The sequence below is a fragment of the Arthrobacter sulfonylureivorans genome, from assembly GCF_047607445.1.
GTDB classification, from domain to species: domain Bacteria; phylum Actinomycetota; class Actinomycetes; order Actinomycetales; family Micrococcaceae; genus Crystallibacter; species Crystallibacter sulfonylureivorans_A.
In genome coordinates this window covers 21,342-44,296 of sequence record NZ_JBLKRT010000019.1, presented here as the reverse complement: position 1 = coordinate 44,296, position 22,955 = coordinate 21,342, and the positions used below count along the sequence as shown (strand labels likewise).

Genomic DNA, 22,955 nt, shown 5'->3' with positions numbered 1-22,955 from the left:
AACCGAGAACGGCCTAGTCCGTCAGCGCCCGCCACAAGAAGGTGTGCGAGAGGGCCTGCAGCCGGGCAGTCTGCTTATTGTCGCTGGCGCCGGCATGGCCGCCCTCCAACGCCTCGTGGAACCAGACGTTCTCCACTCCCAACTCCAGCATCCGCGCCGCCATTTTCCGGGCCTGCACCGGGCCGACCCGGTCGTCCGAGGTGGCGGTCCAGATCAGCGCATCCGGATACTCGGTGCCCGGCTGGAGCAGGTGGTAGGGCGAGAAGGTGCGGATGAACTCCCACTGCGCCGGGTCCTCCGGATCCCCGTACTCGGCAATCCAGGAGTAGCCGGCGGAGAGCTTGGTGTAGCGGGCCATGTCCAGCAGCGGCACCCCGCAGGACACCGCGCCGAACAGATGCGGGTAGCTGGTCAGCATGTTGCCCACCAGCAGGCCGCCGTTCGATCCGCCCGCGCAGCCCAGCCGCTCCCGCCGGGTGACGCCCCGGTCCGTCAGGTCCTGGGCCACCGCCGCGAAGTCCTCGTAAGCGCGGTGCCGGTTGGCCTGCAGCGCCGCCCGGTGCCATCCCGGACCGTACTCGCCGCCGCCGCGGATGTTGGCCACCACATACACTCCGCCGCGGCCGTCCGCGGTGCGCTGTTCCAGCCACGCCCGGCCGACGGTGCCGCTGTAGCCAGGGGTCCTGGCGATTTCGAATCCGCCGTAACCCGAGAGCAGCACGGGATTGCCGCCGTCGTCCTTGAGGTCTTTTGGCGCCACCTGGAAATAGGGCACCTGGGTGCCGTCCTTGGAGGTGGCGAAGTGCTGCTGGACCTCGTAGGCGTCAGCCTCAAAGTACGACGGCGAAGCCTTGACTTCCGCCGCCGGCCCGCCGATGGTGCCGCGCGAGAGCGTGGAGGGAGTGAGGTAGCCGGTGGCCACCAGCCAGTAGTCGTCGGACTCTTCGTCATCCACAGCCGAGGCATCCACGGCATGCAGCGGCGGGCAATCCTGCAGCTCCGAGGCCGACCACCCGTCCGACGGATCCAGCACCCGGACCTGGGAGGAGACATCGTGCAGCAGGTTCAGCAGCAGGTAGTTCTTCGTCCAGCTCCAGGACTGCAGCGAGGTTGCCGCATCCGGCGCGAACAGCACCTCCACCTGGCGGTTGCCGTCCAAGAACGCCTCCAGATCCGCGGCCAACAGCGAGCCCGCGGGGTGGACAGAACCGCCGATTTCCCAGTCGCCCTGCGGCCTCATCAGCAGCCACTGGCGGTGCAGGTCCACGTTCACGTCGGTGGGCACGTCGATGGGCAACCATTCCGCGTCCCGCCGCAGGTAGGTGCGGTAGTTGAAGAAGTCGATCACGTCCACGGCGACGTCGCGTTCAAAGCCGGGCGTGGAATCGTGCCCAACCTGGGCCAGCATGTGGTCCTCGGGGACGTCGAAGTATTCCTGGGCCTCCGCCGGATCCTGGCCGCGGAGCAGGATGCGGCTGGTCCGCGGGTAGGAAGACGTGGTTAGCGAGCCCGGGCCGAAGTCGGTGCCCAGCAGAATCCGGTCCGGGTCCAGCCAGGAAACGTAGGCCTTGGCCACGGGGATGTCGAAGCCTCCGGCCACGAAGGCCCGGTCCTCGACGTCAAACTCCCGCAGCCGCACTGCATCGCCGCCATCGGGCGACAACCGCAGCATCGCCCGCCGGTAGCTGACGCCGTCGGCCGGCCGCAGGAAGGCGGAACCGGCGTACACCCACTCGATGCCCTCGGCCGCGGCCAGCGCGTCCACGTCCAGCAGGACCTCCCACTCGGGGGAATCCGTCAGGTAGCTTTCCCACGTCGTCCGCCGGAGCAGGCCGCGGGGGTGCGCCTGGTCGCGCCAGAAGTTGTAGTAGAAGGGGCCGCGCTTGGTGACGGCAGGAATCCGGTCCTCCGCGTCGAGGACCTGCAGGATGCCGGCCTCCATCACGCTGAACTGCGCGTCCACCAGTTTGTCCTCGGTGCGCCGGTTCTGGTCCTTCACCCATTCCAGCGGCTTGTCGCCATAGATCTCTTCCAGCCAGATGAGGTCGTCCTGGGGCAAGTGCGTGCTGTGCTGCGCGGAGTCCTGAGCCATGCACCCATCCTAGGCATCCTGCTGGCGGACAGGATGCGCCACATTGTCCTCCCACCAGTAAGCAAAGCTGGCGCTGCTTCCGTCCGCTGGCCCGGGAACACCGGGGCCACTCGGATCAATCATGAGGACCACTGGCCCTTCCGTGACGAATGTGGCGCCCGCTGTACAAGTGAGCAGGTCGGCCGTCGACTCGCCGTCCGGGCGTCCGGGCGGCAGCCCGTAGGCTAGAAAGCATGGACAATCCGGGTATCTATCGTGTGGCCATCGTGGGCGCTGGCCCGCGGGGCACCTCTGTGTTGGAACGAATATTGTCCAACCAGCAGGCACGCGGCGGGGCCCGGCTGCGGATCCATCTGGTGGACCCGTTCCCGCCCGGCCCGGGCCATGTCTGGCAGCCGAACCAATCACGGCTGTTCCTGATGAACACGCCGTGCCTGTTCCCCACGGTGGTACCGGCGCCCGGGACAGAGCTGGTGGGACCCGAACCGGTGGCCGGGATGACCTTCGAAGCCTGGCGCACCGCCGTGGCGGACGGCAACATTCCCGATGTGCCGCCGGCCGACGCGGAGGAGGCGGCAGCGCTGGGGCCCGCCGATTTTCCCAGCCGCGCGCTGTACGGCCGCTACCTGGCATGGACCTTTGCGCACCTGGCCGCCCGGACCGGTGCGGATGCCTCGCTGACCGTTCATGCGGCGGAAGCCACCGATCTGGCACGGCACGACGGCAGGTGGCAGCTGCAATTGGACGACGGCACCACCCTGCCGGCCGACGCGGTGGTGCTGGCCCTGGGCCATGTGCCGGCAGCGCTGAACCCGGAGCAGCAGCAGCTCCAGGATGCGGCCGCGCGGCATGGGCTGAACTATCTGCCGCCGAATGTGCCGGCCGATGTGGACTGGGGCCGGCTTCCGCCCGGGCGCACGGTGCTGGTTCGCGGAATGGGCCTGAACTTTTTCGACCTGATGGTCCAAGTGACCGAAGGCCGCGGCGGACGGTTCCTGCCCGCGACGGACAGCCAGCCGCTGACTTACATTCCGTCGGGGAAAGAACCGCGGCTGGTGGCCGGATCCCGGCGCGGCACCCCCTACCGGGCCAAGGCCAGCATCAACAGCTACATTCCGGCCGGCGTGCAGCTGCAGCACTTCACCACACACACGGCCCGCCTGTTCGCCGAAGCCGGCGTGCAGCCGGGCTTCGACCACGATCTGTGGCCCATGCTGCACCGCGACGTCTATTGGACCTATTACTCCACCCTGGCGCGGGTACAACCGGAATGCCTCAAGGTGCCACCGCAGGAACTGCTGGCCGGGCTGGACCACCTGCTGGCGGAGAAATGGGAGCCAGGAAACCGCACGCTGCTGACACGGGTCCGGAGCTACCTGGCCGAGCGGGTCAGCGAAGACAAGTTGCTGGACGTAGAGGCCCTGGCCAAACCCTTCAGCGGGCGGAAGTTTGGGTCCGCGGCCGAGTACCAGCAGGCGGTGCTGGACTATCTGGACGCGGACGCGGAGAGCTCGGCGCGAGGTACCGATGATCCGCTCAAGATGGCGGTTGGGGCCCTGAACGCCGGCCGCTCGCTGCTCAAGAAGATCGTGGCCGACGGCGGCATCACCGAAGAATCATGGCTGGCCGAGCTGCGCGGCTGGTTCGAACCGCTGGTCGAGGGACTGGCCAGCGGGCCGCCGGTGCTGCGCATCGAGCAGTTGGCTGCCCTGGCGCGGGCCGGCGTTGTGCAGTTTGCGGGCCCCGAGCCGGTCTACCAAGTGGATCCGGAGACCGGTCGCTTCCGGGTCACTTCGCCATGGGTCGACGGCGCCGATTACAGCGCCGCATACCTGGTGGAGGCGATGATGCCGGCCAACCGGGTGGCCCATAGCCGGTCGCCGCTGCTGCGCCGGATGTTCGAGGACGGCCTGGCCCGGCCCAAGCTGATGATCGGGCCGAACGGAGCGCCGGTGACCGGCTCCGGGCTGGATGTCACGCAGCCGCCGTACCGTCCGCTGGACCGGAACGGGCAGCCGGTGCAGGACCTGTACGTCATCGGGTTGCAACTGTCCGCGGTGCAGTGGGGCACCTCGGTAGCCGCCGAAGCCGGGGCTTCCGGCGAGACCGGCGGCCGGACGTTGCAGGATGCCGACCGGATAGCCCGTGCCGTCCTGGACGCCGCGGACCACAGAAGCCTGGCGGGCGCCGCGCAGGCGGGCACCGCCGTCGTCGTCGGCAGCAAGAGCCAAGCCGGCTGACGCCAGCAGCACGAGCCAAGCCGGCTGACGCCGGCAGCGGAGCGAACGAACGGGCCCTCCCCACACTGAGAAGTTCAGCGTGGGGAGGGCCCGTTCGTCGCCGAGCTGGCTAGCGCTTACCGCCGCCGTTGCCGCGATCCTTGTCCATGTCCAGGCCCACGATGATCGGATCGTGGTCACTGGCCCGGTAGGGATCCGGAGCGTAGAAATTGGTGGCGTTGTAGTTGTACCGGCTGTATTCCAGCGCGATCGATTCCACCGAGTTGATGTTCCAGATATCGGCGCCCTTGACCTTCGCGTCCGCTGCGGGCGAGGCGAAGATGTAATCCAACGAGCCAACCATGCCGTCGAAGCTGTAGCTGTGCTCACCGGTCTTGGCGCCCTGGTCCACGTACCCGGCCTCGGTGAGGACCTTGATCGGGTCCTCCTGTGCGTAGGAGTTGAAGTCGCCGGTCAGCAACACCTTGTCCGTACGGAACTTCTCCTGCATCTGCTTCGCGAAGCCCACCAGCGAATGCGCCTGTGCGGTGCGGGCTGCATTCCAGGCGCCCTGGCCGTGGTCGGCATTCTCGCCCGAACTCGGGCCGGAGCCCTTGGACTTGAAGTGGTTGGCGATCACCACGAAGGTATCCGACGGGCCGTTCTTGGCCTTGAACGCCTGGGCCAGCGGCTTGCGCGCGTTGGCGAAGGCTTCGGTGTCGTTGTGAATCACCGACTCCTGGACCGTCTTCACCTCGTCCTTCTTGTAGATGAAGGCCGTGCGGATGAAGTCTTCGTCCGCCAAGGCCGGCAGTTCCTCCGGAGACCGGACGTAGTCCCAGCCGCCGTGCTGCGGCCCCTTGCCGGAATGTTTGCCGTTGTGGCGGGTGTCGCCCAGATCCGCGTTCAGGGCCTTGGTCAGTGCGGCCAGGGCAGCGTCGCGGTCCTTGCCGAACTGGGCGGAGTTCTCAATTTCCTCCAGTGCAACAATGTCCGCGTCCAGAGCGTTGATGGCCGCAACGATCTTGGCCTGCTGGCGTTCCAGGTTCTCCGCGTCCCAGGCGCCGCGGGCATCGCAGTTGCGGGCCGTGATCGGGTTGCCGTCGCGGTCCGTGAACGCACCGCACCCCGCCACCTGGTCACCGGTGGTGCTGAAATAGTTCAGCACGTTGAACGAGGCCAGTTTTACCCCGTCCACCTGCTCCGGAGCATCGGTGCGGGTGTTCTGGAACGACGCCGGCTGGACGCTTTCCGCGTTGTCCACCGTCAGGTGGCCCAGCGGCTGGAAGCGCCAGAGATCGAAACGGTAGTCCAGCACCACGTTGGTGTCGAACGTGGCTGGGGAGCCCACCCGCACCGGATTTTCGGTGGACAGGTAGGGCAGCGGGATGTCCTTGTTGGCATCCGCGCCCAGGTAGTTGACGCTCGAGCCGTCGTCCAGCGTGACGGCCAAAGCGGCGTTCTTCTCCGTTTCTGCCCAGAACTCGTCCGAGCCGTAGGCTCCGACGGAGGTGGGTTGCACCAGCGCGGCGTCTCCGGCGGCAAGGCCGATCTCGCCGTACTGGTTCAGGGAGAAGTTGTCGGTGACGGTGAAGCCGCCCTGCGGGCTGAGCAGCATGCCCTCGAACTGCTCGCGCTCCGCCTCCGTGGCCGGCCAGCCGATGGTTGCTGCCTTCGGCGCTTCCGCGGCTTCCGTCAGGACGGTCAGTCCCTCGGTGCCGACGGTGATCTCGGTCAGGCCGTGGAACTCGCTGACCTTGCCGGTGACCTCCACGAAGTCGCCGGTTTCCACGTCACCGACGGTCTCGGGGGAGTAGACGAACACGGCGTCCGAGGCGGTCCGGTCGGTGGTGTTGGTGTCGCCGCCGGTGCCTTCGGTCTGCAGGTAGTAGCCGTCGAAACCGCCGGTGGCGTAGGCCGCAGTCACCACGCCGCGGGTGGTCACGGTCTTGCCAGCCAGCGGGCTCTCCGTGCCGGTGCCCTGGATTTCAGCGATCGTCGCTGCTGCCGGCTCGGGATCACCGCCGCCGTTGTCCTCGCCGGAACCCTGCGGGGAGATGTCTTCACTGAGGCTGAAGTCCGCCGCGTTGTTGTTGGTGTCGGTCCCGTCGGCGCGGTTCATCGACCGGACATCCGTGTTGCTCCTCGGCGACTGGGCCGCTTCGGTCTCGAACGTGTTCGAGGTGCCGTAGCCCAGCAGGTCCACCACATTGCTGCGGTCGACCACCGAACCGGTGCCCAGATCCGCCACCGCGCCGGCCTGGTTGGCCAGCAGCAGGGTGCCGTTGGTTCCGGACGGCGACAAGGTGGTCACCAGATCCGGTTCCGGCAGCTTTTCGCCGCTGCCGCCGTTGGAGTTTGCCTGCACCAGGTAGTAGCCGCCGGCCTCAATGCTGCCGGACAGTGCTGCCACACCGGTGGGGTTTCCGGTCCCGCCTGCCGAGCGGTACTGCAGCGACCAGCCGTCCAAGCTGACCTCCGCGTCGGTGGGGTTGTACAGCTCGATGAACTTGTTCTGGAAGGCGGCTCCGGCGCTGCCGCCGGAGAGGTAGGCCTCGTTGATCACCACATGGTCGCCGCTGCTGCCACCGGCCTTGGTGGCGGACGGCAGCCGGACGGTGGTCCCGGAGGGGGTGGCCTTGAGTTCGAAGCGGCCGCCGTCCAGCGCGGCAGGCGCGGTGAACTCGATGGAGGCACCGCCGTCGGCCACCGGGAAGCTGCCCAGTTCCGTGCTGGTGCCGGCCGCGTCAACGTAGGACAGCGCCACTTCCATGTTCACCGGGGCGCCCAGCGAGGTCAGATCCAGTTTGGTTAGCTGCACGCTGACCTGCTGGCCCGGGCTGACTGATTCCGGTGCCCCGGCCACCTGCACGGTGCGACGGGCGAAGTCCGGCGAGAGCGGGCTGTTGTCCTGGATGTAGGCGATCCAAGCGTCGCGGTCCACCAGGCCCGAGTCGCGGGTGTCCGTGCCTTCGGTGAAGACATGGAAGTTGTCGCCGCCCTGGGCCAGGAAGCTGAAGGTGCCCACCCGGTAGCCGCGCTCCGGGTCCAGCGGTTCGCCGTTGACCCAGACGCCGGTGATGCGCTCACCTTCGGGCAGTGCCGGGTCGTAGGTGTAGTTGACGTTCTTGCTGAGGCCCAGCTGCAGGTAGGCGCGGCTGGGCACCTCACCGGCGGCGGTGCGCTGCCATTGCTGCTCCAGCATGGTCTTCACCTGGGCGCCGGTCAGCGTGGTGGTCCACAGGTTGTTCAGGAAGGGCAGTACTCCGTTGGCCTCGGCGTAGGTGACCGTGCCGTCCGGCGCGTAGTAGAGCTCGTTGCGCAGCCCGCCAGGGTTCACCACACCGATCTCTGCGCCGCCGCGGTCGGCGGAGGCGAGGGAAGCCAGCAGCGAATCGGCCACCAGATTGCCCAGCGTCGACTCAGAGCCGCGGTCGTCGCGGTCCGGCTCCGTATCCGCGTCCGGACCGTCGGGCAGGAAAGCGGTGGTGATGTCGCCGGTCACCGAGCCGACCGGCTGGGCGCCGACTTCCTCGGCGTTTTCCAGTGCGGCCTGGACAATCGAGGACACTTCGGCCACCCGCGGATAAGCGGATACCAGCTCGCCGTCGGCGGTGCCGGTGCGGGGGACGACGGCGGCGGTGTGCGCCAGCACCTCGTCGGTCGCGGCGTCGTAGCTCAGCTGCACCTGGCCGATGTTCGCGCCGTAGGAACCGGTCTGCACCACTGGCCGCGTTTTGTCGTCCGCACCCGGAACCGGGGCGTCGAAGCTGTAGGCCTGGTGGGTGTGGCCGTTGAAAATGACGTCCACATCAGCACTGGTCTCGTTCACGATCCGGCTGAACACCGCGCTCGCAGCCATCGCGCCGGCCAGATCCGTGTTCGTGTTCGCGCCTTCGTGGTAGGAGGCCATGATGACGTCGGCTTCGTCGCCGGTGCCGTCGGTCAGCTCGGCCGCCACCCGGTTGACGGCGTCCACCGGGTCGCCGAACTCCACGTCGGCGATCCCGCCCGGGGACACCAGCGAGGCGGTCTCCTCGGTGACCACGCCGACCACGCCGACGGTCACACCGTTGACCGGGACCAGTTCGTACTCGGGCAGGGCCGGTTCGGTAGTACCGGCCCGGTACACGTTGGCGCCCAGCTGGCGGTACTTGGACGCGGGGGCCACACGGTCCGTCAGGTCCTCGAAACCGCGGTCGAACTCGTGGTTGCCCACCGCCGTCGTCGCCAGTTCGAGGGCGTTGAGCACATCGATGGTCGGCTGGTCCTGCAGCGTGGAAGACGCGAAGACCGAGGCCCCAATGTTGTCTCCGGCCGAGGTGAACACTGTTCCCTCCGGGTTCTGCACCCGAAGCTGTTCCACGGTGCCGGCGAACTTGACCGTGTTCGCGTCGATCCGTCCGTGGAAGTCGTTGATGCTCAGCAGGTTGAGTTCGACCGGATCGGCCGCATGCGCGGGTAACGCCGCGAATGGCGCCGCTACCAGGCCTGCCGTCAGGACCGCAGCCAGCGCGGTCTTCGGTGATGAAGTAGCCATTTGGCCCTATCTCTCAAGGTGGAAGTGATGATCCGCGCACCCAGGGAACGGCTGCGGCACGGCTGCACGGTGCAAGCACCGCTCCCCAGTTCAGCTGGCTGGGATGAACGGGAGGTTACCCGAGGGCCAGATGTAGCGGAATACTTCTATGAAAGAACAGCTTCAAAGAGGGTGAAACGTTCGCCAAGTCTTGACAGAAAGGGCTGAACCCGTTGAAAGAGCCAGACTCGGTTTAGAGGCTTCCGGCGGGCGACATCCGGCCGGCCGCCGGGACTCGGCTCAGCGGCGGCTGTCCTTGAGCGTGCCGGTGGTCGGCTCATCCTTGTCGCCCACCAGGCAGAGCAGTTCCCGGTCCTGCTCGCCGCTCCAGCTTTCCTCGGTGGGGTTCAGGTGGATCAACTCCAGCTCGGAGTCGTCGTAGGGAACGCCGGCGAAAGCCTTGAACTCGGCCACGCAGAATTCTTCGGCCTTGGCCGCCACTACCTCGTCGCCGGGATAGTCTCCGTCCGGCAGGTTGCTGGACGCGAACGCCTCCAGTTCGTGGGGCTGATCGCACGGCACGAACTCCACCTCGGTGAGGCGCTCGGCACGCGGGTTGTTCAGGCAGTCGCCCACCTTGATGGCGTAGGCGCCGGCGGAAGCGGCTTCGGTGACGGCTCCGGATTCATCCCGCGGCGGTTCCTGCGGGCCGCCCAACCCGCAACCGCTCAGCGCTGCCAAGAGGACGACGACGGCGGACGCCGTGAGTGGGCGGCGGACGGGTGCGGACTGGCTGGGCACGGGGTTCTCCTCGGGGCTTTGATGCAACGGCTCCTAGCCGAGGTTATACCGGCGGCGCGGAGGAGGCAGAATGCTTCACTCCGGCCGGACGCCCCGGTGCCGCCGCCTTCTCGCCTCGGTGCAGCCGCCTTCTGCCGTGGAAAAGCAGCAGGTGCCGCCGCCTTCCCCCGTGGAAAAGCAGCAGGTGCCCGGGCCGGACGGCCAAGACACCTGCTGCTGAAGCGGAAGGTATGGGATTTGAACCCATGAGACGGGGTTACCGCCTACTGGTTTTCAAGACCAGCTCCTTCGGCCGCTCGGACAACCTTCCTCACCTTGTAGTCTGACACGGAGGGGTGTACCCGGGCAAAGCGCGTACGCTCACGGTTTCCGTGTCCGGAGCAGGCGAAGGGAGGCTGGCATGAAAGCGGTTTTTTACGAGGGAGCAGGCGGCCCCGAGGTCTTGAGGCTGCGGGAGGCCGAAGCCCCGCAGCCGGCGGAGGGCGAAGTAGTCATCGATGTGGCAGCGGCCGGGGTGAACCGCGCCGATGTCCAGCAGCGCATTGGCGTCTACCCGCCGCCGCCCGGCGCATCCGAGATTCCCGGCCTGGAGGTGTCCGGACGCGTGTCCGCGGTCGGTGCCGGAGTCACCGCGCTGCGGGTCGGCGACGAGGTGTGCGCCCTGCTGGCCGGGGGAGGGTACGCCGAACAGGTGGCGGTCCCTGCGGGCCAGGTGCTGCCGGTGCCCCAAGGCGTGGACCTGGTGACGGCGGCGGCGCTGCCGGAAGTGGCCGCGACGGTCTTCTCCAATCTGTTCATGACCGCCGGCGTGCAGGCCGGTGAAACCGTCCTGATCCACGGCGGGGCCGGCGGTATCGGCACCATGGCCGTCCAGTTGGTCGATGCTTTCGGAGCCGTCCCGGCGGTGACGGCGGGCAGTCAGGAAAAGCTCGACGTCGCACGTGGCCTCGGTGCCGAGGTGCTGATCAACTACCGCGAGGAAGACTTCGTGGAGCGGATCAAAGAGGCTACCGGCGGCCGCGGCGCGGACGTCATCCTGGATGTAGTGGGTGCCAAATACTTGCAGCGGAACGTGGATGCCCTCGCCACCTCCGGCCGACTGGTCGTGATCGGCCTGCAGGGCGGAGCCAAAGCCGAGCTAAACCTGGGCCAGTTGATGGCCAAACGAGGCGCGGTCATCGGAACCACGCTGCGGGCCCGCCCAACGGAGGAAAAAGCCGCCATCATGCGCGCGGTTGCCGAGCATGTGTGGCCGCTGGTGGTCTCCGGGGACGTCACGCCACAGGTGCACCGGACCTTTGCTCTGGCGGACGCTGCCGCGGCCCACGAGTACTTCGATTCGGGCGCCCACACCGGCAAGATCCTGCTCACCACCGGCTGAAACGGGCGGCTCCGTTCCCTGTAGACGGCGGCGCTGCTACGGTGCATCGTTAATAGCATCGGCGTTCCACGAAGGGGGAGCATGATGAGTGAGAAACCCACCGGAGCCCTGTCCGGGCAGTCCGGAAAGGACCCGGACTCCGACCTGCTGGTGCAGGACCCGAACCTTCCGCCGGTTGCCTTGGATCCGGCCGCTGAGGCCGAGCAATCGAAGTGGACTCCCACCAAGATCGTCATCTGGGTCGCCATTGCGCTGCTGGGCGCCGTGAGCTGGAGTTTCCTTGCGTTCTCCCGGGGTGAAACGATCAACGCGATCTGGTTCGTTTTCGCCGCGGTGTGCTCGTATTTCATTGCCTACCGCTTCTATTCCAAGTTCATCGAGAACAAGCTCACCCGTCCCAACGACCGTCGCGCAACGCCGGCCGAGTACAAGGCCGACGGCAAGGATTATGTGGTCACGGACCGGCGCGTGCTCTATGGCCACCACTTCGCCGCCATCGCCGGAGCCGGTCCGCTTGTCGGGCCCATCCTGGCTGCGCAGATGGGCTATCTGCCCGGCACCCTGTGGATCATCATCGGCGTCATCCTGGCCGGCGCCGTGCAGGACTACCTGGTGCTGTTCTTCTCGATGCGCCGCGGCGGCCGCTCCCTCGGTCAGATGGCCCGCGAGGAACTCGGCGTGGTCGGCGGCACCGCCGCTCTAATTGCCACCCTGACGATCATGATCATCATTGTGGCGATCCTCGCCCTGGTGGTCGTGAACGCCCTGGGCGAGTCGCCTTGGGGCGTCTTCTCGGTCTCGATGACCATTCCGATCGCCATCTTCATGGGCGTCTACCTGCGCTTCCTGCGGCCGGGCAAGGTCAGCGAAGTCAGCGTCATCGGCTTCGTGTTGCTGATCGCCGCCATCATCGGCGGCGGCGCAATCGCCGAAACGGGGTGGGGCGCAGCAATCTTCACGCTGGACCGGACCACCATCGCCTGGGGCATCATCATCTACGGCTTCATCGCCGCGGTGCTGCCGGTCTGGCTGTTGCTTGCTCCGCGGGATTATCTCTCCACTTTCATGAAGATCGGCACCATCCTGATGCTGGCCCTGGCCATCGTGCTGGTCCGGCCGGAGATCAACGTCCCGGCGTTCAGTGAGTTCGCCGGCCGTTCCGACGGGCCCGTGGTCCCGGGATCGCTGTTCCCCTTCCTGTTCGTCACCATCGCGTGCGGCGCGATCTCAGGGTTCCACGCCCTGATTTCGTCCGGCACCACGCCCAAAATGCTGCATAAAGAGAAGCAGACGCGCATCATCGGGTACGGCGGCATGTTGATGGAGTCGTTCGTGGCGATCATGGCGCTGGTCGCGGCCATCTCAATCGACCGCGGCATCTACTTCGCGATGAACTCGTCCGCGGCGGCGACCGGCGGCACGGTGGAAGGCGCGGTAGCCTTCGTCAACGGCCTCGGTTTGGCCAACGTGAACCTGACGCCTGACATGCTCACGGAACTGGCCCGCAACGTCGGCGAGGAGTCAGTGGTCTCGCGGACCGGCGGCGCCCCGACCCTCGCCGTCGGCCTCTCGCACATCATGCAGGGGCTCATCGGCGGCGTCGGGATGATGGGCTTCTGGTACCACTTCGCCATCATGTTCGAGGCGCTGTTCATCCTCACCGCTGTTGACGCCGGAACCCGGGTGGCCCGGTTCATGCTGCAGGACACCATCGGCAACGTCCTGCCGAAGTTCAAGAACATGTCCTGGCGACCCGGCGTCTGGATCTGCACCGCCATCATGGTGGCCGGCTGGGGGTACATACTGATCCTGGGCGTGACCGATCCATTGGGCGGCATTAATACGTTCTTCCCGCTCTTCGGCATCGCCAACCAACTGCTGGCTGCCATCGCGCTCGCAGTCTGCCTGGCCATCGCGGCCAAGCGCGGGGCGTTCAAGTACCTGTGGATCATCGGGTTGCCGCTGGCGTTCGTGACCTTGATCACCGTCTGGGCCTCGATCCTGAAGATCTTCAGCCCGGACGTCAAGGTGGGCTACTGGGCCAACAACATCGCCAACCGCGAAGCCCTGGCCGCCGGCCAGACCAGCTTGGGGAACGCCAAAACGGTGGAGGAAATGGAGGCAGTGGTCCGCAACACCGCGGTGCAGGGCACGCTGTCCATTGTCTTCGTGGTCCTGACCATCATCGTCATCGCCACCGCCTTGGCCGCCGCCTATAAGTCCTGGCGGCTGGGCGGGGAACCGTCGCACGAGGACCCGGCGATCGTCTCCGGCACCTACGCGCCGGCGGGCCTCTTGGCCACCCGGCCGGAGAGGGATCTGGAGAAGCAGTGGAACGCACTGCCCGCAGAAATCAGACGGGAACACAATGTCGAGCATTAACTGGCCCCAAGCGCGGCGCGGCTGGCGGAGCTTCGCCTGGTACTTCAAGGGGGTGATGGGCGAGCACGCCTACCAGGACTACCTGGAACACCACCGGCGGACACACCCGGGCACGGAACCGATGAGCGAACGCGAATTCTGGCGGGACAAGACGGACCGGCAGGAAAACAACCCGCAGGGCCGCTGCTGCTGACGCGCCAAGCACGACGGCGGTGCCCGCACCTGAGCGTTGACCAACGTTTCGGTGCGGGCACCGTTGTGTCCCGGAACAGCCCGGATCTGGTCTGCGCCGGCTGGCTGTCTCTGGCAAGATAAAAACATGAGCGAAGAGCAGACGCCGCAGCCCGAAGAACCGGTCATCGTCGGCGCACTGTCCGGCCGGAGCCCGGAAGACGGCGAGCCGCAGCCCGAGGAAGCCGGCACCGACGCTCCGCGGGGCGGCCGCGGCGGCTCAAAACTCGCAGACTTGGTTGACGAACCGGCCAAGGTGATGCGGATCGGCACCATGGTCCGGCAACTGCTGGAGGAAGTGCGCAGCGCCCCGCTCGATGACGCGGCCCGCACCCGCTTGGCCGAGATCCATGAGCGGTCCGTCAAGGAACTTGAGGATGGGCTGGCGCCGGAGCTGGTCGAGGAACTCCACCGCATCAATCTGCCGTTCACCGATGACTCCACGCCCTCGGACGCCGAGCTGCGCATTGCCCAGGCACAGCTGGTCGGCTGGCTCGAAGGCCTGTTCCACGGCATCCAGACCGCGATCGCCGCCCAGCAGGCGATTAACCAGCAAATGGCGGCGCGGATGCAGATGCGCCAGCTGCCGCCGGGCACCATGATCGCACCGGGCGTCGTGATTGGCGACGACGGCGAACCCCGCCGCGCGCCCGGAGCGGAGGGGGAGAACGCCGGCCAAAGCGGCGAACGCCACCTCGGTCCCGGGCAGTACCTCTAGCTCCGTGGCGCTCTTCGGCGCTGCCCGGCAGGCCCGCCGGGACGACAAGGACCTCGGCAAAGGTATCTGGCGCCGTGCGCATGACCGTTTCCGCCGCGCCCTGGAGCGCTACCACCAGATCCTCGAGGGCGTGCAGGACGACGCTCTCTATGGCGAGCTGCTGCCGATTGCCAACCAAATGGCCGGGCTGCTGCCCCGGGTGCGCAACTGCTGTGTGGCAGCGCAATCCATGCATCCCACGGACGGGTTGGACATCCCGGGCGGCCCCTTGGCGGAAGTCCACCGGAGCCTGTCCAGAGCCGGCAACTCGCTGGCCGCCACTGCACAGGCGGCAGCCATGGCCAGGCTCGGCGGCGCGCAGGGCTATGACGTCGGGGTCGAAAACGTGCGCCGGCACGCCGCCGTCGTCCTAACGGACCTGGCCGAAGCCGAGCGGCTGCTAACCAGCCAGGAGCGCGGAGGCGCAGGGCAGCGCTAACCGGCCTCAGCCCATCAGCACCATGGCCTGCTGGATCCGGACGTGCCATCATGTTGGCAATCAGGTGCCAGTGTGGACGGCCCGGTTCCGGGCGGAATGGACGCGCGCTCATGACCTACATCAACAATCTCGACGATGTGGGAGACGGGGATCTTGCCGCGGTCGGCGGCAAGGGCGTGGGCCTGGGCGGCCTGCGTCGGGCCGGCGTCCCCGTGCCTGACGGATTTGTGTTGACCACCGAGGCCTACATGGCATTTGTGGACGCCAACCACCTGGCGGCGCGCATCCGGGAACTGGCCATGCTGGGTCCGCAGGCGGCGATGCCGGACTACCAGCGGGCCTCGGAACAGATCCGGACCCTGTTCACCAGCGGGACCATGCCGGCGGAGGTCGCCGCTGAACTCGATGCCGCCTACCAGAGCCTCGGTGACGGGGGCGCCACGGTGGCAGTGCGTTCCTCCGCCACCGCCGAGGACCTCGTTACGGCCAGCTTTGCCGGACAACAGGACAGCTATCTGAATGTGCACGGGACGGAGGGCTTGGCCGCGGCCGTGACCGGCTGCTGGGCTTCGCTCTGGACCGCCCGGGCCATGTCCTACCGGGCGCGCGAAGGCATCGGACCCGAATCGGTGCGGCTGGCGGTGGTGGTCCAGCGGATGGTCGGCGCAGATGCAGCCGGGGTGATGTTTACCGCCAATCCGGCCAACGGGCGCCGCGACCAGATCGTGGTCAGCGCAGCCTGGGGGCTGGGCGAATCCGTGGTCAGCGGAACGGTCACCCCGGACAACATCGTCGTCGACGCGGAGTCGGGCCAGGTGATCTCGCGTCGGACGGCGGACAAGGACACCATGACCGTCTACGCGGAGCGGGGCTCCCGGGAGCAACCGGTGCCGCAGGAGCGTCGCCGCCAGCCGGTATTGGACGATCGGGACGCGGCGGCACTGGCCGGTTACGGAGCACACATTGCGGAGCACTTCGCGGCGCCGCAGGACATCGAGTGGGCACGAACCGGTGACGGGTTCTTCTTCCTGCAATCCCGGCCCATCACGGCGCTGCCGGAGCCGGCGGCCGAGCCTCCGGATAGCTGGACTGTGCCCTACCGGAACGGGCTCTACTTCCGCGCCAGCATCGTAGAACAGTTGCCGGACCCGCTCTCGCCGCTGTTCGCCGACATGATTGACGGCTCGGTGTCCCGGTCGCTGAGCGCGCTGATGGCCGAGGTCTTGGGAAGCAACACCATCCGGGAGACCGACGTAGGACTGACCACCGTCAACGGCTACGCCTACTATTTCTACCGGAACTGGGCGATGGTCCGGTTGATGGCCAGGACGCTGCCCGCCGTCGGGGCGCTGGTCCGCGGCAAGGAACATCTGGGCATCACCGGGTGGCGGGAATTCTCCCACCCGCGCTACGAGCAGGTTGTGGCGGACTGGTCAGCGAAGCCGATACCGGAGCTTTCCGGCGAGGAACTGCTGGAGGGCGTGCAGTCGCTGCTGGATGCCTGCACCGTCTACTACACGGCGGTACAGTCCGTGATCCCGACCGCCGCGACCAGCGAACTCTCCTTCCGGGCGTTTTACAGTAAGGTTGTCCGCCGCAAGGAAGATCCCCCTGCAGTGACCTTCCTGCTGGGCTTCGACAGCGAACCCATCCGGGCCGAGAAGTCCCTCTACGACCTCGCAGCTTGGGCCCGCGGGGTGCCGGGACTGGCCCCGGAACTCCTCGGTGCACCGGCAACAGCACTGGCCGACGCGCAGCGCACCGGGTCCGCTCCTGCCGGTTTCGACGATGCACTGTGGCGGCAATGGCAGCCACGGTTCCAAGCCCACCTCGACCGGTTTGGCCATGCGGTCTACAACCTCGACTTCGTTCATCCGGTGCCGGCCGACGATCCTTCACCGCTGCTAGAAACGGTGAAGTTCTACCTGCGCGGACAGGGCCAGGACCCGTATGAGCGGCAGAGAATGTCGGCCGCCCGCAGGGAGGACCACACCACCCGCATTGCCGCCCGGCTGGGACGGACCCGCCGGGCCGCCGCCTTCTTCCGGCTGCTGCGCTGGGCGCAGAAGGCCGCGCCCATCCGCGAGGACGCTCTGGCCGACGTCGGCCTGGCCTGGCCGCTGATCCGCCGGATGCTGCTGGAGCTAGGACAACGGCTCGCCGACGCGGCTGTGATTGCAGAGCCCGCCGACGTCTTCTGGCTGCGTCATCGGGAGCTGGTTAGTGCCGTCGACTTCGGCCTCGCCGCACCGCGGACCCGGGAAGTCGGGAAAGACCGGGGCGTTCCGGAGCCTCCCGCCACGCCTCCGGTGGCCATTACCGGAGCGGACCGCCCGGTCCGGGCCGACGCCGTGGAGAACCGCAAGATGCTGTGGCGGGGCCAGCTCAAGGCAGCCGCTCCGCAAATGCTGCCGGAGAGCAGGCTGATGGACCGGGCCTTCGGGTCAATGATGCCCGCACGTACCCAGCAGACCAGCGGCACCATCAAAGGGATCGGGGCCAGTCCCGGCAGGGTCAGCGCTTCCGCACAGGTCCTCGAGGGGCCGGAGGACTTCGCCCGGATGACGCCCGGAGACGTCCTGGTTGCCCGCATCACCACGCCGGCTTGGACGCCGCTGTTCGCGATGGCCTCGGCCGTGGTCACCGATGTCGGCGGCCCCTTGAGCCACAGCTCCATCGTGGCGCGGGAGTACGGCATTCCCGCCGTGCTCGGCACGGGCGTGGCCACCCAACGCATCGCCAGCGGCGAGCCGATCCACGTCGACGGCGATGCCGGCACCGTCACGATCGAGCACCCGGCCGCTACCTAGGCCCGGCCGCTTTAGCGGTGCAGTTCCAACGGCTGCTGCAGGTGCTGGAAGGTCTCCACGATGAGCTCGACGCTCAGCGCTTCAGGAACGTCCGGGTCGCCGGCCTCGAACTCGGCCAGCTCGACGCCGCGGATGCTCTCAGTGGGCAGTGCCGCGAAGATCGCCGCGACCTGGCCGGGCAGCAGTCCGGAAGGAATCTTGTAGGCGGCGGGAATGTAGCCGGGCTCGAGCACATCCCAGTCCACATGGATCCAGACGGGGCGGCCGGCCACCAGCTCCTGCACGGCCCCCGGGGTGGCCTGGTCCGGCGACAGGATGGTCACCCCGGCGTGCTGGAGCAGTGCCAGCTCGGCGGAGTCGATATCCCGTGCTCCGACCAGGATCACCTTCCGCGGGTCCACGGAGCCGCCGTGGCCGCTGTCCCACAGTCCGCAGGCGCCCGCCAACGCCATTCCTCCCAGGTAGCCGGACTCGGTGGTGTCCGGGGTATTGAAGTCGCCGTGGGCATCGATCCACAGGAACACGGCGTCCGGGAGCCGTTCCGCGGCCACGGGCAAGGTGGCCAGGCTGGCCGCGCAGGTGTTGGTGACCAACAGCGGCACCCCGGCCGCATCCAAGGTTGAGCTGACAGCGGCGGCGAGTGCGCGCAGGGTGTCCGCTGCCTGGTCAAGGGCCGGCCGCCAGTCGTCCTGGGCCGCCGGCGAGGGTTGACCCACAATGGTCGGCTCGACCGACAGGTGCTCGGCCAAGGCGTGTCCGGCCTTCCGCGCCCCGACGAGGGCGCCGTCGGTACGATCGGCGACCCTGCCTTGATTGATGATCAGGCGGTAGTCCAAGATTGTCCTTCTTTCTCAACACGGCGTCAGGACCGGCCAGGCAGCGCGGGCTTCTCCATTCTTCCTGAAGCTGTGACGGCCACCGAAACGCTAACGCCTCGGGTCCTGGCCTCACTCGCCGGCGGACGGAGCGTTCGTTCGTCGCATCTCTTGGGCCAGGGCAGGGTTGTGATGCTCCAGCTGGGCGATCACGTTCTGCACCACGCCGGGCTGTTTGTTCTGGCTGAGCTTCGCCCTCGCACCGAAGCGTTCCACGAGCATCCGCAGCCCCACCGTTCCCTTGGAGGTGCGGCGGGTTCGCTCTTCGTCGTCGCTGAGGCGCCGGCCGCCCGGGTGGTGCTGCTCAAAGTGGTCGGTGAGACGGCTGAGCATGTCGTAGTTTTCGTCGTCGCTAAGGATGTCCGGCGTTCCGTACAAGTGCGCGGTGACGTGGTTCCACGTGGGAATCAGATCGCCCGGCGCGTACCAGCTGGGCGAAACGTAGTCATGCGGACCCTGGATGATGACGAGGATTTCGTGGCTGCCAAGCTCGTGCAAAGTGTCGTCGGGGCGGCCAAAGTGGCTGACGATGGTGATCTCTTCCCGGTCTTCTTCGAGCAACACAGGATAGTGCGAGGCAACCAGCCCGTTGCTTGTCCCGGAGACGAAGGTGGCCCAAGGGTTGTTCCGGATCAGGCGCTTCACTTCGGCAGGATCGGTCATCAGGTAGGCGGGGGTATGCCGCATCAGCAAGTTCCTTTCGTGGAGGCACCGAGGCAGGCCAGCGGGCACAGGTGCCTACCGGGCCAGCATCCCACTTTCGCTTGATGGTGTCCCGAGGGAAACAAAATCCCCCTAGGAGCCAGGGGCCTAGGGGGATTGCTGGAGCCCCCTGCCAGAATCGAACTGGCGACCTTTTCATTACGAGTGAAACGCTCTACCGACTGAGCTAAGGAGGCGGGACGCCGCACCGTTGCCGGGCTGAATCCACGAAGAACAACTATATGGGAGCCGTGGCGGGCCGGTCAAAACGGGCCCGCCCGCGGTGGCCTAGGAACAGACCTTGCCTTCGGCAGGCATAGTGCCGTCGGTGAAGTAGCTGTCCACGGCCTCGCGGATGCAGGTGTTCCCGCGCCCGTACGCCGTGTGTCCCTCACCCTCGTAGGTCAGCAGCGTGGCAGACTGCAGCTCCGAGGCCATGGATTCGGCCCACTCGTAGGGAGTGGCCGGATCCCCGGTGGTGCCGACCACCAGGATGGGGGCGGCGCCCTCGGCATGGATCGGGGCGCGTTCGCCCGTTGGTTCGTACGGCCAGTCCCTGCAGTTCGCGCCGCCGAAGGCCAGGTAGCGGCCGATGGTGGGGGAGGCCTGCTCCAGTTCCTTGGCGTCCTGGCGCATGCCGGCCAGATCGCTCACCATCGGGTAGTCCAGGCAGTTGATCGCGGTGAACGCGTCCGTGGTGTTGTTGGTGTAGTGGCCGTCCTGATCGCGTCCGGCGCCGGCGTCAGCCAGCAACAGCATGCTGCTGGGGTCGCCCCGGAACGCGGTGGTCAGGGCCTGGGTCAGGACCGGCCAGCTGGCGTCGTCGTACAGCGGGACCAGCATGCCGGATACGAAGGTGCCGACGGGCACCAGGCGTCCGTCGGGCGCGGTGAGCGGGCTCTCTTCGACGGAGCGGATCAGGTCCCGCAATTGGTCAACGGCGTTGTCCACGCTGCCACTCATCGGGCAGCCGTCGTTGTCCAGACAGTACGCCGCGTAGGCGTGGATGGCGTCCTCGAAAGCGGCTGCCTGGCCCAGCGTGACCTGCTCGTTGCTCAGCGCGGGATCCAGTGCACCGTCGAGCACCATCCGTCCAATCCGTTCCGGGAAGAGCCCGGCATAGGTGGCCCCCAGGAAGGTGCCGTAGGAGAAGCCCAGGTAATTCAGCTTTTCATCGCCGACCACGGCGCGGAGGATGTCCATGTCCTTGGCGGCGCTGACCGTATCCACATGGCCCAGCACCGGTCCGGTTTTCTCGGCGCACTGTGCCGCGAGCCTGGCGGCGTCGTCGATGGCCCGCTCGATATCCGCGTCCGAATCGCGGTTGTAATCCGTCTGCCGGGCCTCGTCCCGTTCGGCGTCGGTCTGGCAGGTCACCGGCGCGGAGCGCTGTACGCCGCGCGGGTCGAAGCCCACCAGATCGTATTCGCTGCGGAGCTGCTCGGAGAACATCGTCTGCAGGCCGTCCCGCAGCAGGTCGTAGCCGGAGGCTCCGGGACCGCCCGGGTTGACCAGGATGGACCCCTGGGCGGAACCGCCGGCGTCGCTGCGGATCGCCGCGATCTTGATTTTCTCGCCGCCAACATCCGCGTAGTCCAGCGGCACCTCAATGTCGGCGCACTCCAGGCCGTTCTCGCACTGCTTCCAATCAACGTCCTGGGTGTAGAACGGCACCAGCTCTTCGGCCACACCGTCGGTCACCTTGGCCGGGTCGGCCGGCTCACGCGGCTGTTCGGGCGCGATGACCGAACAACCCGTACCCAGCAGAAGTACGACGGCGGCCAGCACCGCCGCGGCGGAATGGCGCAGCTGTGATGCGGGACGGCTGGTGCTGGGCATGCGGGCGGCTCCTGGGTAGTGCGCGGGCAAACTCCGAGTGGAGACTCAGAGCAGGCTGACGGCCATGGCTTCCATGGCGAGGACTGGGGCAACGTTGGTCCCCAGGCGCTGCCGGGCCTGGGCGATGGCATCCATTCTGCCCAACGTCTGTTCGGGGGTGGATCGTTCCGCATAGCTGGTGAGGTCCTCGCGCAAGTATTCGTTCACCAACTCGGTGCCGGTCCCCAGTTGCACAGTGAGCACATCGCGGAAGAAGGTGCTCAGGTCGATCAGCACCCGGTCCAGCGAGTCGCTCAGGCTGCGCTTGGCCCGGCGCTTTTGGTCTTCTTCCAGCCGCTTGAGCTGGCTGCGGATGGCCGGCGGCATGGCGCCTTTTTCCGGTGCACCCAGCGCGATCAGCAACGCTTCGCGTTCGGCCTCGTTGCGCTGTTCTGAAGCGGCCGCGGCGTCGGCGTTGGAAATATCCACCAGCTCGCCGGCGGCGGTGACGGCATCGGCCACGCCGCGTAGCCGCAGCGGCAGCCGGACAATCGTGTCGCGCCGGTGCCGCGCGTCCGCGTCGGAGGCCAGACGCCGGGCCACGCCGATGTGGCTTTGCGAGACCCGGGCGGCGAAGCCGGCCAATTCGGGATCGGCGCCGTCCCGGCGGACCAGCAGCGCCGCCACGTCGTCGGCGGGCGGAATGCGCAGGCTGACCGGACGGCAGCGTGAGCGGATGGTGACCAAGACGTCGGCCGGGCTGGGCGTGCAGAGGATCCAGATGGTCCGCGGCGGCGGTTCCTCGATGGCCTTGAGCAGCACGTTGGTGGTGCGTTCGGTCATGCGGTCCGCGTCCTCGATGATGATGACCCGCCAGCGGCCCGACGACGGCTTGTCCTGTGCCTTGCCGACCAGGTCGCGCATCTCCTGAATGGAGAAGGTCACGTTCTCGGTGGCCACCACGGTGGCGTCTGCGTTGGAGCCAGCCAAAACGGTGCGGCACGCGTGGCAGGTTGCGCAGCCGCGTTCGGCAGGATCCTGCTGTTCGCACAGCAGCGCGGCGGCGAAGGACTTGGCGGCGTTGCTGCGGCCGGAGCCGGGAGGGCCGGTGAACAGCCAGGCATGCGCGGGCCGTTCGGCGGCGGCCGCGCGGCTCAGCTGTTCGATCACCGCGCTCTGGCCGGGCAAATCGGACCAGACGCTCATGGTGTCAGCTCCCGGACCCGGTCCATGATGGCGGCGGTGAGTTCTTCCCGTGGGGCGCTTGCGTCAAGGACCAGATATTTCTCCGGGGCCGCTTCGGCCAGCTCCAGGAACGCCCTGCGGATCCGCGAATGGAAGTCGTCCGGTTCGGACTCCAGACGGTCTTCGGCAGCGTCACCGGCGGTACGGCGGTCGCGGCCCTGCTGCGGGGCGACGTCCAGCAGGACGGTCAGGTCCGGCAGCAGTCGCTGCGTGGCCCACAGGTTCAGTTCCCGGACTTCGGCGAGGCCAAGTCCGCGGCCGGCACCTTGGTAGGCCACCGAGGAGTCGATGAACCGGTCGCACAGCACCACCTCGCCGCGCGCCAGCGCAGGCCGGATGACTTGTTCCACGTGGGCGGCGCGGGAGGCGGAGAAGATCAGCGCTTCGGTGCGGGCATCGATCTCGCCATGGCCATGTTCGAGCACCAGGGCACGCAGTTTCTCACCCACGGGTGTGCCGCCCGGCTCCCGGGTCCGGAGCACGGTGCGGCCCATGGCCAGCAGGCGATGTTCGACGGCGGTGGCTTGGGTCGATTTTCCGGCCCCGTCCCCGCCTTCGAATGCGATGAAGAGGCCGCTGGCGTTGGCGGGCAGGCGGTCGGAACTCACCTGATTAGCCTAGCCGGAATCGCCGGGGCGCGGGACGGTCACAGTTAACGTGTGCATGGCGGCCGGTACTACTCTG

15 protein-coding genes and 2 tRNA genes are annotated in these 22,955 nt (G+C 67.5%); 7 read left to right on the top strand and 10 right to left on the bottom strand.

The annotated features are described in order from the left end of the window. Nucleotides 1–13 precede the first annotated feature (13 nt). Nucleotides 14–2,092, bottom strand: coding sequence for a prolyl oligopeptidase family serine peptidase (locus ACMX2H_RS10730; protein WP_414960482.1), 2,079 nt, complete (start codon nt 2,090–2,092; stop codon nt 14–16). Between the two features lie 233 nt (nt 2,093–2,325). On the opposite strand from ACMX2H_RS10730, the gene ACMX2H_RS10725 reads away from it, so the two are divergent. Next, nucleotides 2,326–4,332 carry an FAD/NAD(P)-binding protein gene (locus ACMX2H_RS10725; protein WP_414960481.1) on the top strand — a complete coding sequence of 669 codons (2,007 nt, stop codon included), beginning with the start codon at nt 2,326–2,328 and terminating at the stop codon, nt 4,330–4,332. A 109-nt stretch (nt 4,333–4,441) separates the two neighbouring features. On the opposite strand, the gene ACMX2H_RS10720 is transcribed toward ACMX2H_RS10725, so the two are convergent. From ACMX2H_RS10720 to ACMX2H_RS10710, 3 genes are all read right to left on the bottom strand, one after another. After that, nucleotides 4,442–8,851, bottom strand: a complete 4,410-nt coding sequence (locus ACMX2H_RS10720) for an ExeM/NucH family extracellular endonuclease (protein WP_414960480.1) — start codon at nt 8,849–8,851, stop codon at nt 4,442–4,444. 279 nt (nt 8,852–9,130) lie between these two features. Continuing rightward, nucleotides 9,131–9,631 (bottom strand): septum formation family protein, encoded by a 501-nt coding sequence (locus ACMX2H_RS10715; RefSeq protein ID WP_414960479.1) that lies wholly within the window; start codon nt 9,629–9,631, stop codon nt 9,131–9,133. Between the two features lie 222 nt (nt 9,632–9,853). Then, nucleotides 9,854–9,941: transfer RNA gene (locus ACMX2H_RS10710), tRNA-Ser, on the bottom strand. Between the two features lie 90 nt (nt 9,942–10,031). On the opposite strand from ACMX2H_RS10710, the gene ACMX2H_RS10705 reads away from it, so the two are divergent. The 6 genes from ACMX2H_RS10705 to ACMX2H_RS10680 all read left to right on the top strand — a co-directional run bounded on the left by ACMX2H_RS10705 (nt 10,032) and on the right by ACMX2H_RS10680 (nt 17,631). Then, nucleotides 10,032–11,012: an NAD(P)H-quinone oxidoreductase gene (locus ACMX2H_RS10705; protein ID WP_414960478.1), complete on the top strand. Its 981-nt coding sequence runs from the start codon at nt 10,032–10,034 to the stop codon at nt 11,010–11,012. 84 nt (nt 11,013–11,096) lie between these two features. Next, entirely contained in the window at nt 11,097–13,394 is a 2,298-nt protein-coding gene (locus ACMX2H_RS10700) for a carbon starvation CstA family protein (protein WP_414960477.1), read from the top strand. Further along, nucleotides 13,381–13,587 carry a YbdD/YjiX family protein gene (locus ACMX2H_RS10695; protein WP_414960476.1) on the top strand — a complete coding sequence of 69 codons (207 nt, stop codon included), beginning with the start codon at nt 13,381–13,383 and terminating at the stop codon, nt 13,585–13,587. The genes ACMX2H_RS10700 and ACMX2H_RS10695 overlap by 14 nt, the downstream gene beginning before the upstream one ends. A 126-nt stretch (nt 13,588–13,713) precedes the next feature. Next, nucleotides 13,714–14,343 carry a bacterial proteasome activator family protein gene (locus ACMX2H_RS10690; protein ID WP_414960475.1) on the top strand — a complete coding sequence of 210 codons (630 nt, stop codon included), beginning with the start codon at nt 13,714–13,716 and terminating at the stop codon, nt 14,341–14,343. A gap of 4 nt (nt 14,344–14,347) precedes the next feature. Continuing rightward, nucleotides 14,348–14,821, top strand: a complete 474-nt coding sequence (locus ACMX2H_RS10685) for a hypothetical protein (protein ID WP_414960474.1) — start codon at nt 14,348–14,350, stop codon at nt 14,819–14,821. 110 nt (nt 14,822–14,931) lie between these two features. Beyond that, on the top strand, nt 14,932–17,631 hold the full coding sequence (locus ACMX2H_RS10680) for a PEP/pyruvate-binding domain-containing protein (RefSeq protein ID WP_414960473.1): 2,700 nt from the start codon (nt 14,932–14,934) through the stop codon (nt 17,629–17,631). Between the two features lie 11 nt (nt 17,632–17,642). Here the strand turns inward: ACMX2H_RS10680 and ACMX2H_RS10675 are convergent, their stop codons facing one another. The 6 genes from ACMX2H_RS10675 to tmk form a co-directional block, all read right to left on the bottom strand. Continuing rightward, entirely contained in the window at nt 17,643–18,467 is an 825-nt protein-coding gene (locus ACMX2H_RS10675) for an arginase family protein (protein WP_414960472.1), read from the bottom strand. 111 nt (nt 18,468–18,578) lie between these two features. After that, nucleotides 18,579–19,193, bottom strand: a complete 615-nt coding sequence (locus tag ACMX2H_RS10670) for an FMN-binding negative transcriptional regulator (protein WP_414960471.1) — start codon at nt 19,191–19,193, stop codon at nt 18,579–18,581. A gap of 136 nt (nt 19,194–19,329) precedes the next feature. Continuing rightward, nucleotides 19,330–19,405, bottom strand: a tRNA-Thr gene (locus ACMX2H_RS10665). 91 nt (nt 19,406–19,496) lie between these two features. Further along, nucleotides 19,497–21,047 (bottom strand): alpha/beta hydrolase, encoded by a 1,551-nt coding sequence (locus tag ACMX2H_RS10660; RefSeq protein WP_414960470.1) that lies wholly within the window; start codon nt 21,045–21,047, stop codon nt 19,497–19,499. 45 nt (nt 21,048–21,092) lie between these two features. Further along, complete coding sequence (locus ACMX2H_RS10655) at nt 21,093–22,232, bottom strand: DNA polymerase III subunit delta' (RefSeq protein WP_414960469.1); 1,140 nt, start codon at nt 22,230–22,232, stop codon at nt 21,093–21,095. Then, nucleotides 22,229–22,879, bottom strand: coding sequence for a dTMP kinase (gene tmk / locus ACMX2H_RS10650; protein ID WP_414960468.1), 651 nt, complete (start codon nt 22,877–22,879; stop codon nt 22,229–22,231). Before tmk ends, ACMX2H_RS10655 begins: the two co-directional genes overlap by 4 nt. Nucleotides 22,880–22,955 lie beyond the last annotated feature (76 nt).

What these genes read in the sequence shown, in the direction of transcription:
- ACMX2H_RS10730 (WP_414960482.1), bottom strand. Translation starts at nt 2,092, where the DNA reads ATGGCTCAGGACTCCGCGCAGCACAGCACGCACTTGCCCCAGGACGAC.
- ACMX2H_RS10725 (WP_414960481.1), top strand. Translation starts at nt 2,326, where the DNA reads ATGGACAATCCGGGTATCTATCGTGTGGCCATCGTGGGCGCTGGCCCG.
- ACMX2H_RS10720 (WP_414960480.1), bottom strand. Translation starts at nt 8,851, where the DNA reads ATGGCTACTTCATCACCGAAGACCGCGCTGGCTGCGGTCCTGACGGCA.
- ACMX2H_RS10705 (WP_414960478.1), top strand. Translation starts at nt 10,032, where the DNA reads ATGAAAGCGGTTTTTTACGAGGGAGCAGGCGGCCCCGAGGTCTTGAGG.
- ACMX2H_RS10700 (WP_414960477.1), top strand. Translation starts at nt 11,097, where the DNA reads ATGAGTGAGAAACCCACCGGAGCCCTGTCCGGGCAGTCCGGAAAGGAC.
- ACMX2H_RS10695 (WP_414960476.1), top strand. Translation starts at nt 13,381, where the DNA reads ATGTCGAGCATTAACTGGCCCCAAGCGCGGCGCGGCTGGCGGAGCTTC.
- ACMX2H_RS10690 (WP_414960475.1), top strand. Translation starts at nt 13,714, where the DNA reads ATGAGCGAAGAGCAGACGCCGCAGCCCGAAGAACCGGTCATCGTCGGC.
- ACMX2H_RS10680 (WP_414960473.1), top strand. Translation starts at nt 14,932, where the DNA reads ATGACCTACATCAACAATCTCGACGATGTGGGAGACGGGGATCTTGCC.
- ACMX2H_RS10670 (WP_414960471.1), bottom strand. Translation starts at nt 19,193, where the DNA reads ATGCGGCATACCCCCGCCTACCTGATGACCGATCCTGCCGAAGTGAAG.
- ACMX2H_RS10660 (WP_414960470.1), bottom strand. Translation starts at nt 21,047, where the DNA reads ATGCCCAGCACCAGCCGTCCCGCATCACAGCTGCGCCATTCCGCCGCG.
- ACMX2H_RS10655 (WP_414960469.1), bottom strand. Translation starts at nt 22,232, where the DNA reads ATGAGCGTCTGGTCCGATTTGCCCGGCCAGAGCGCGGTGATCGAACAG.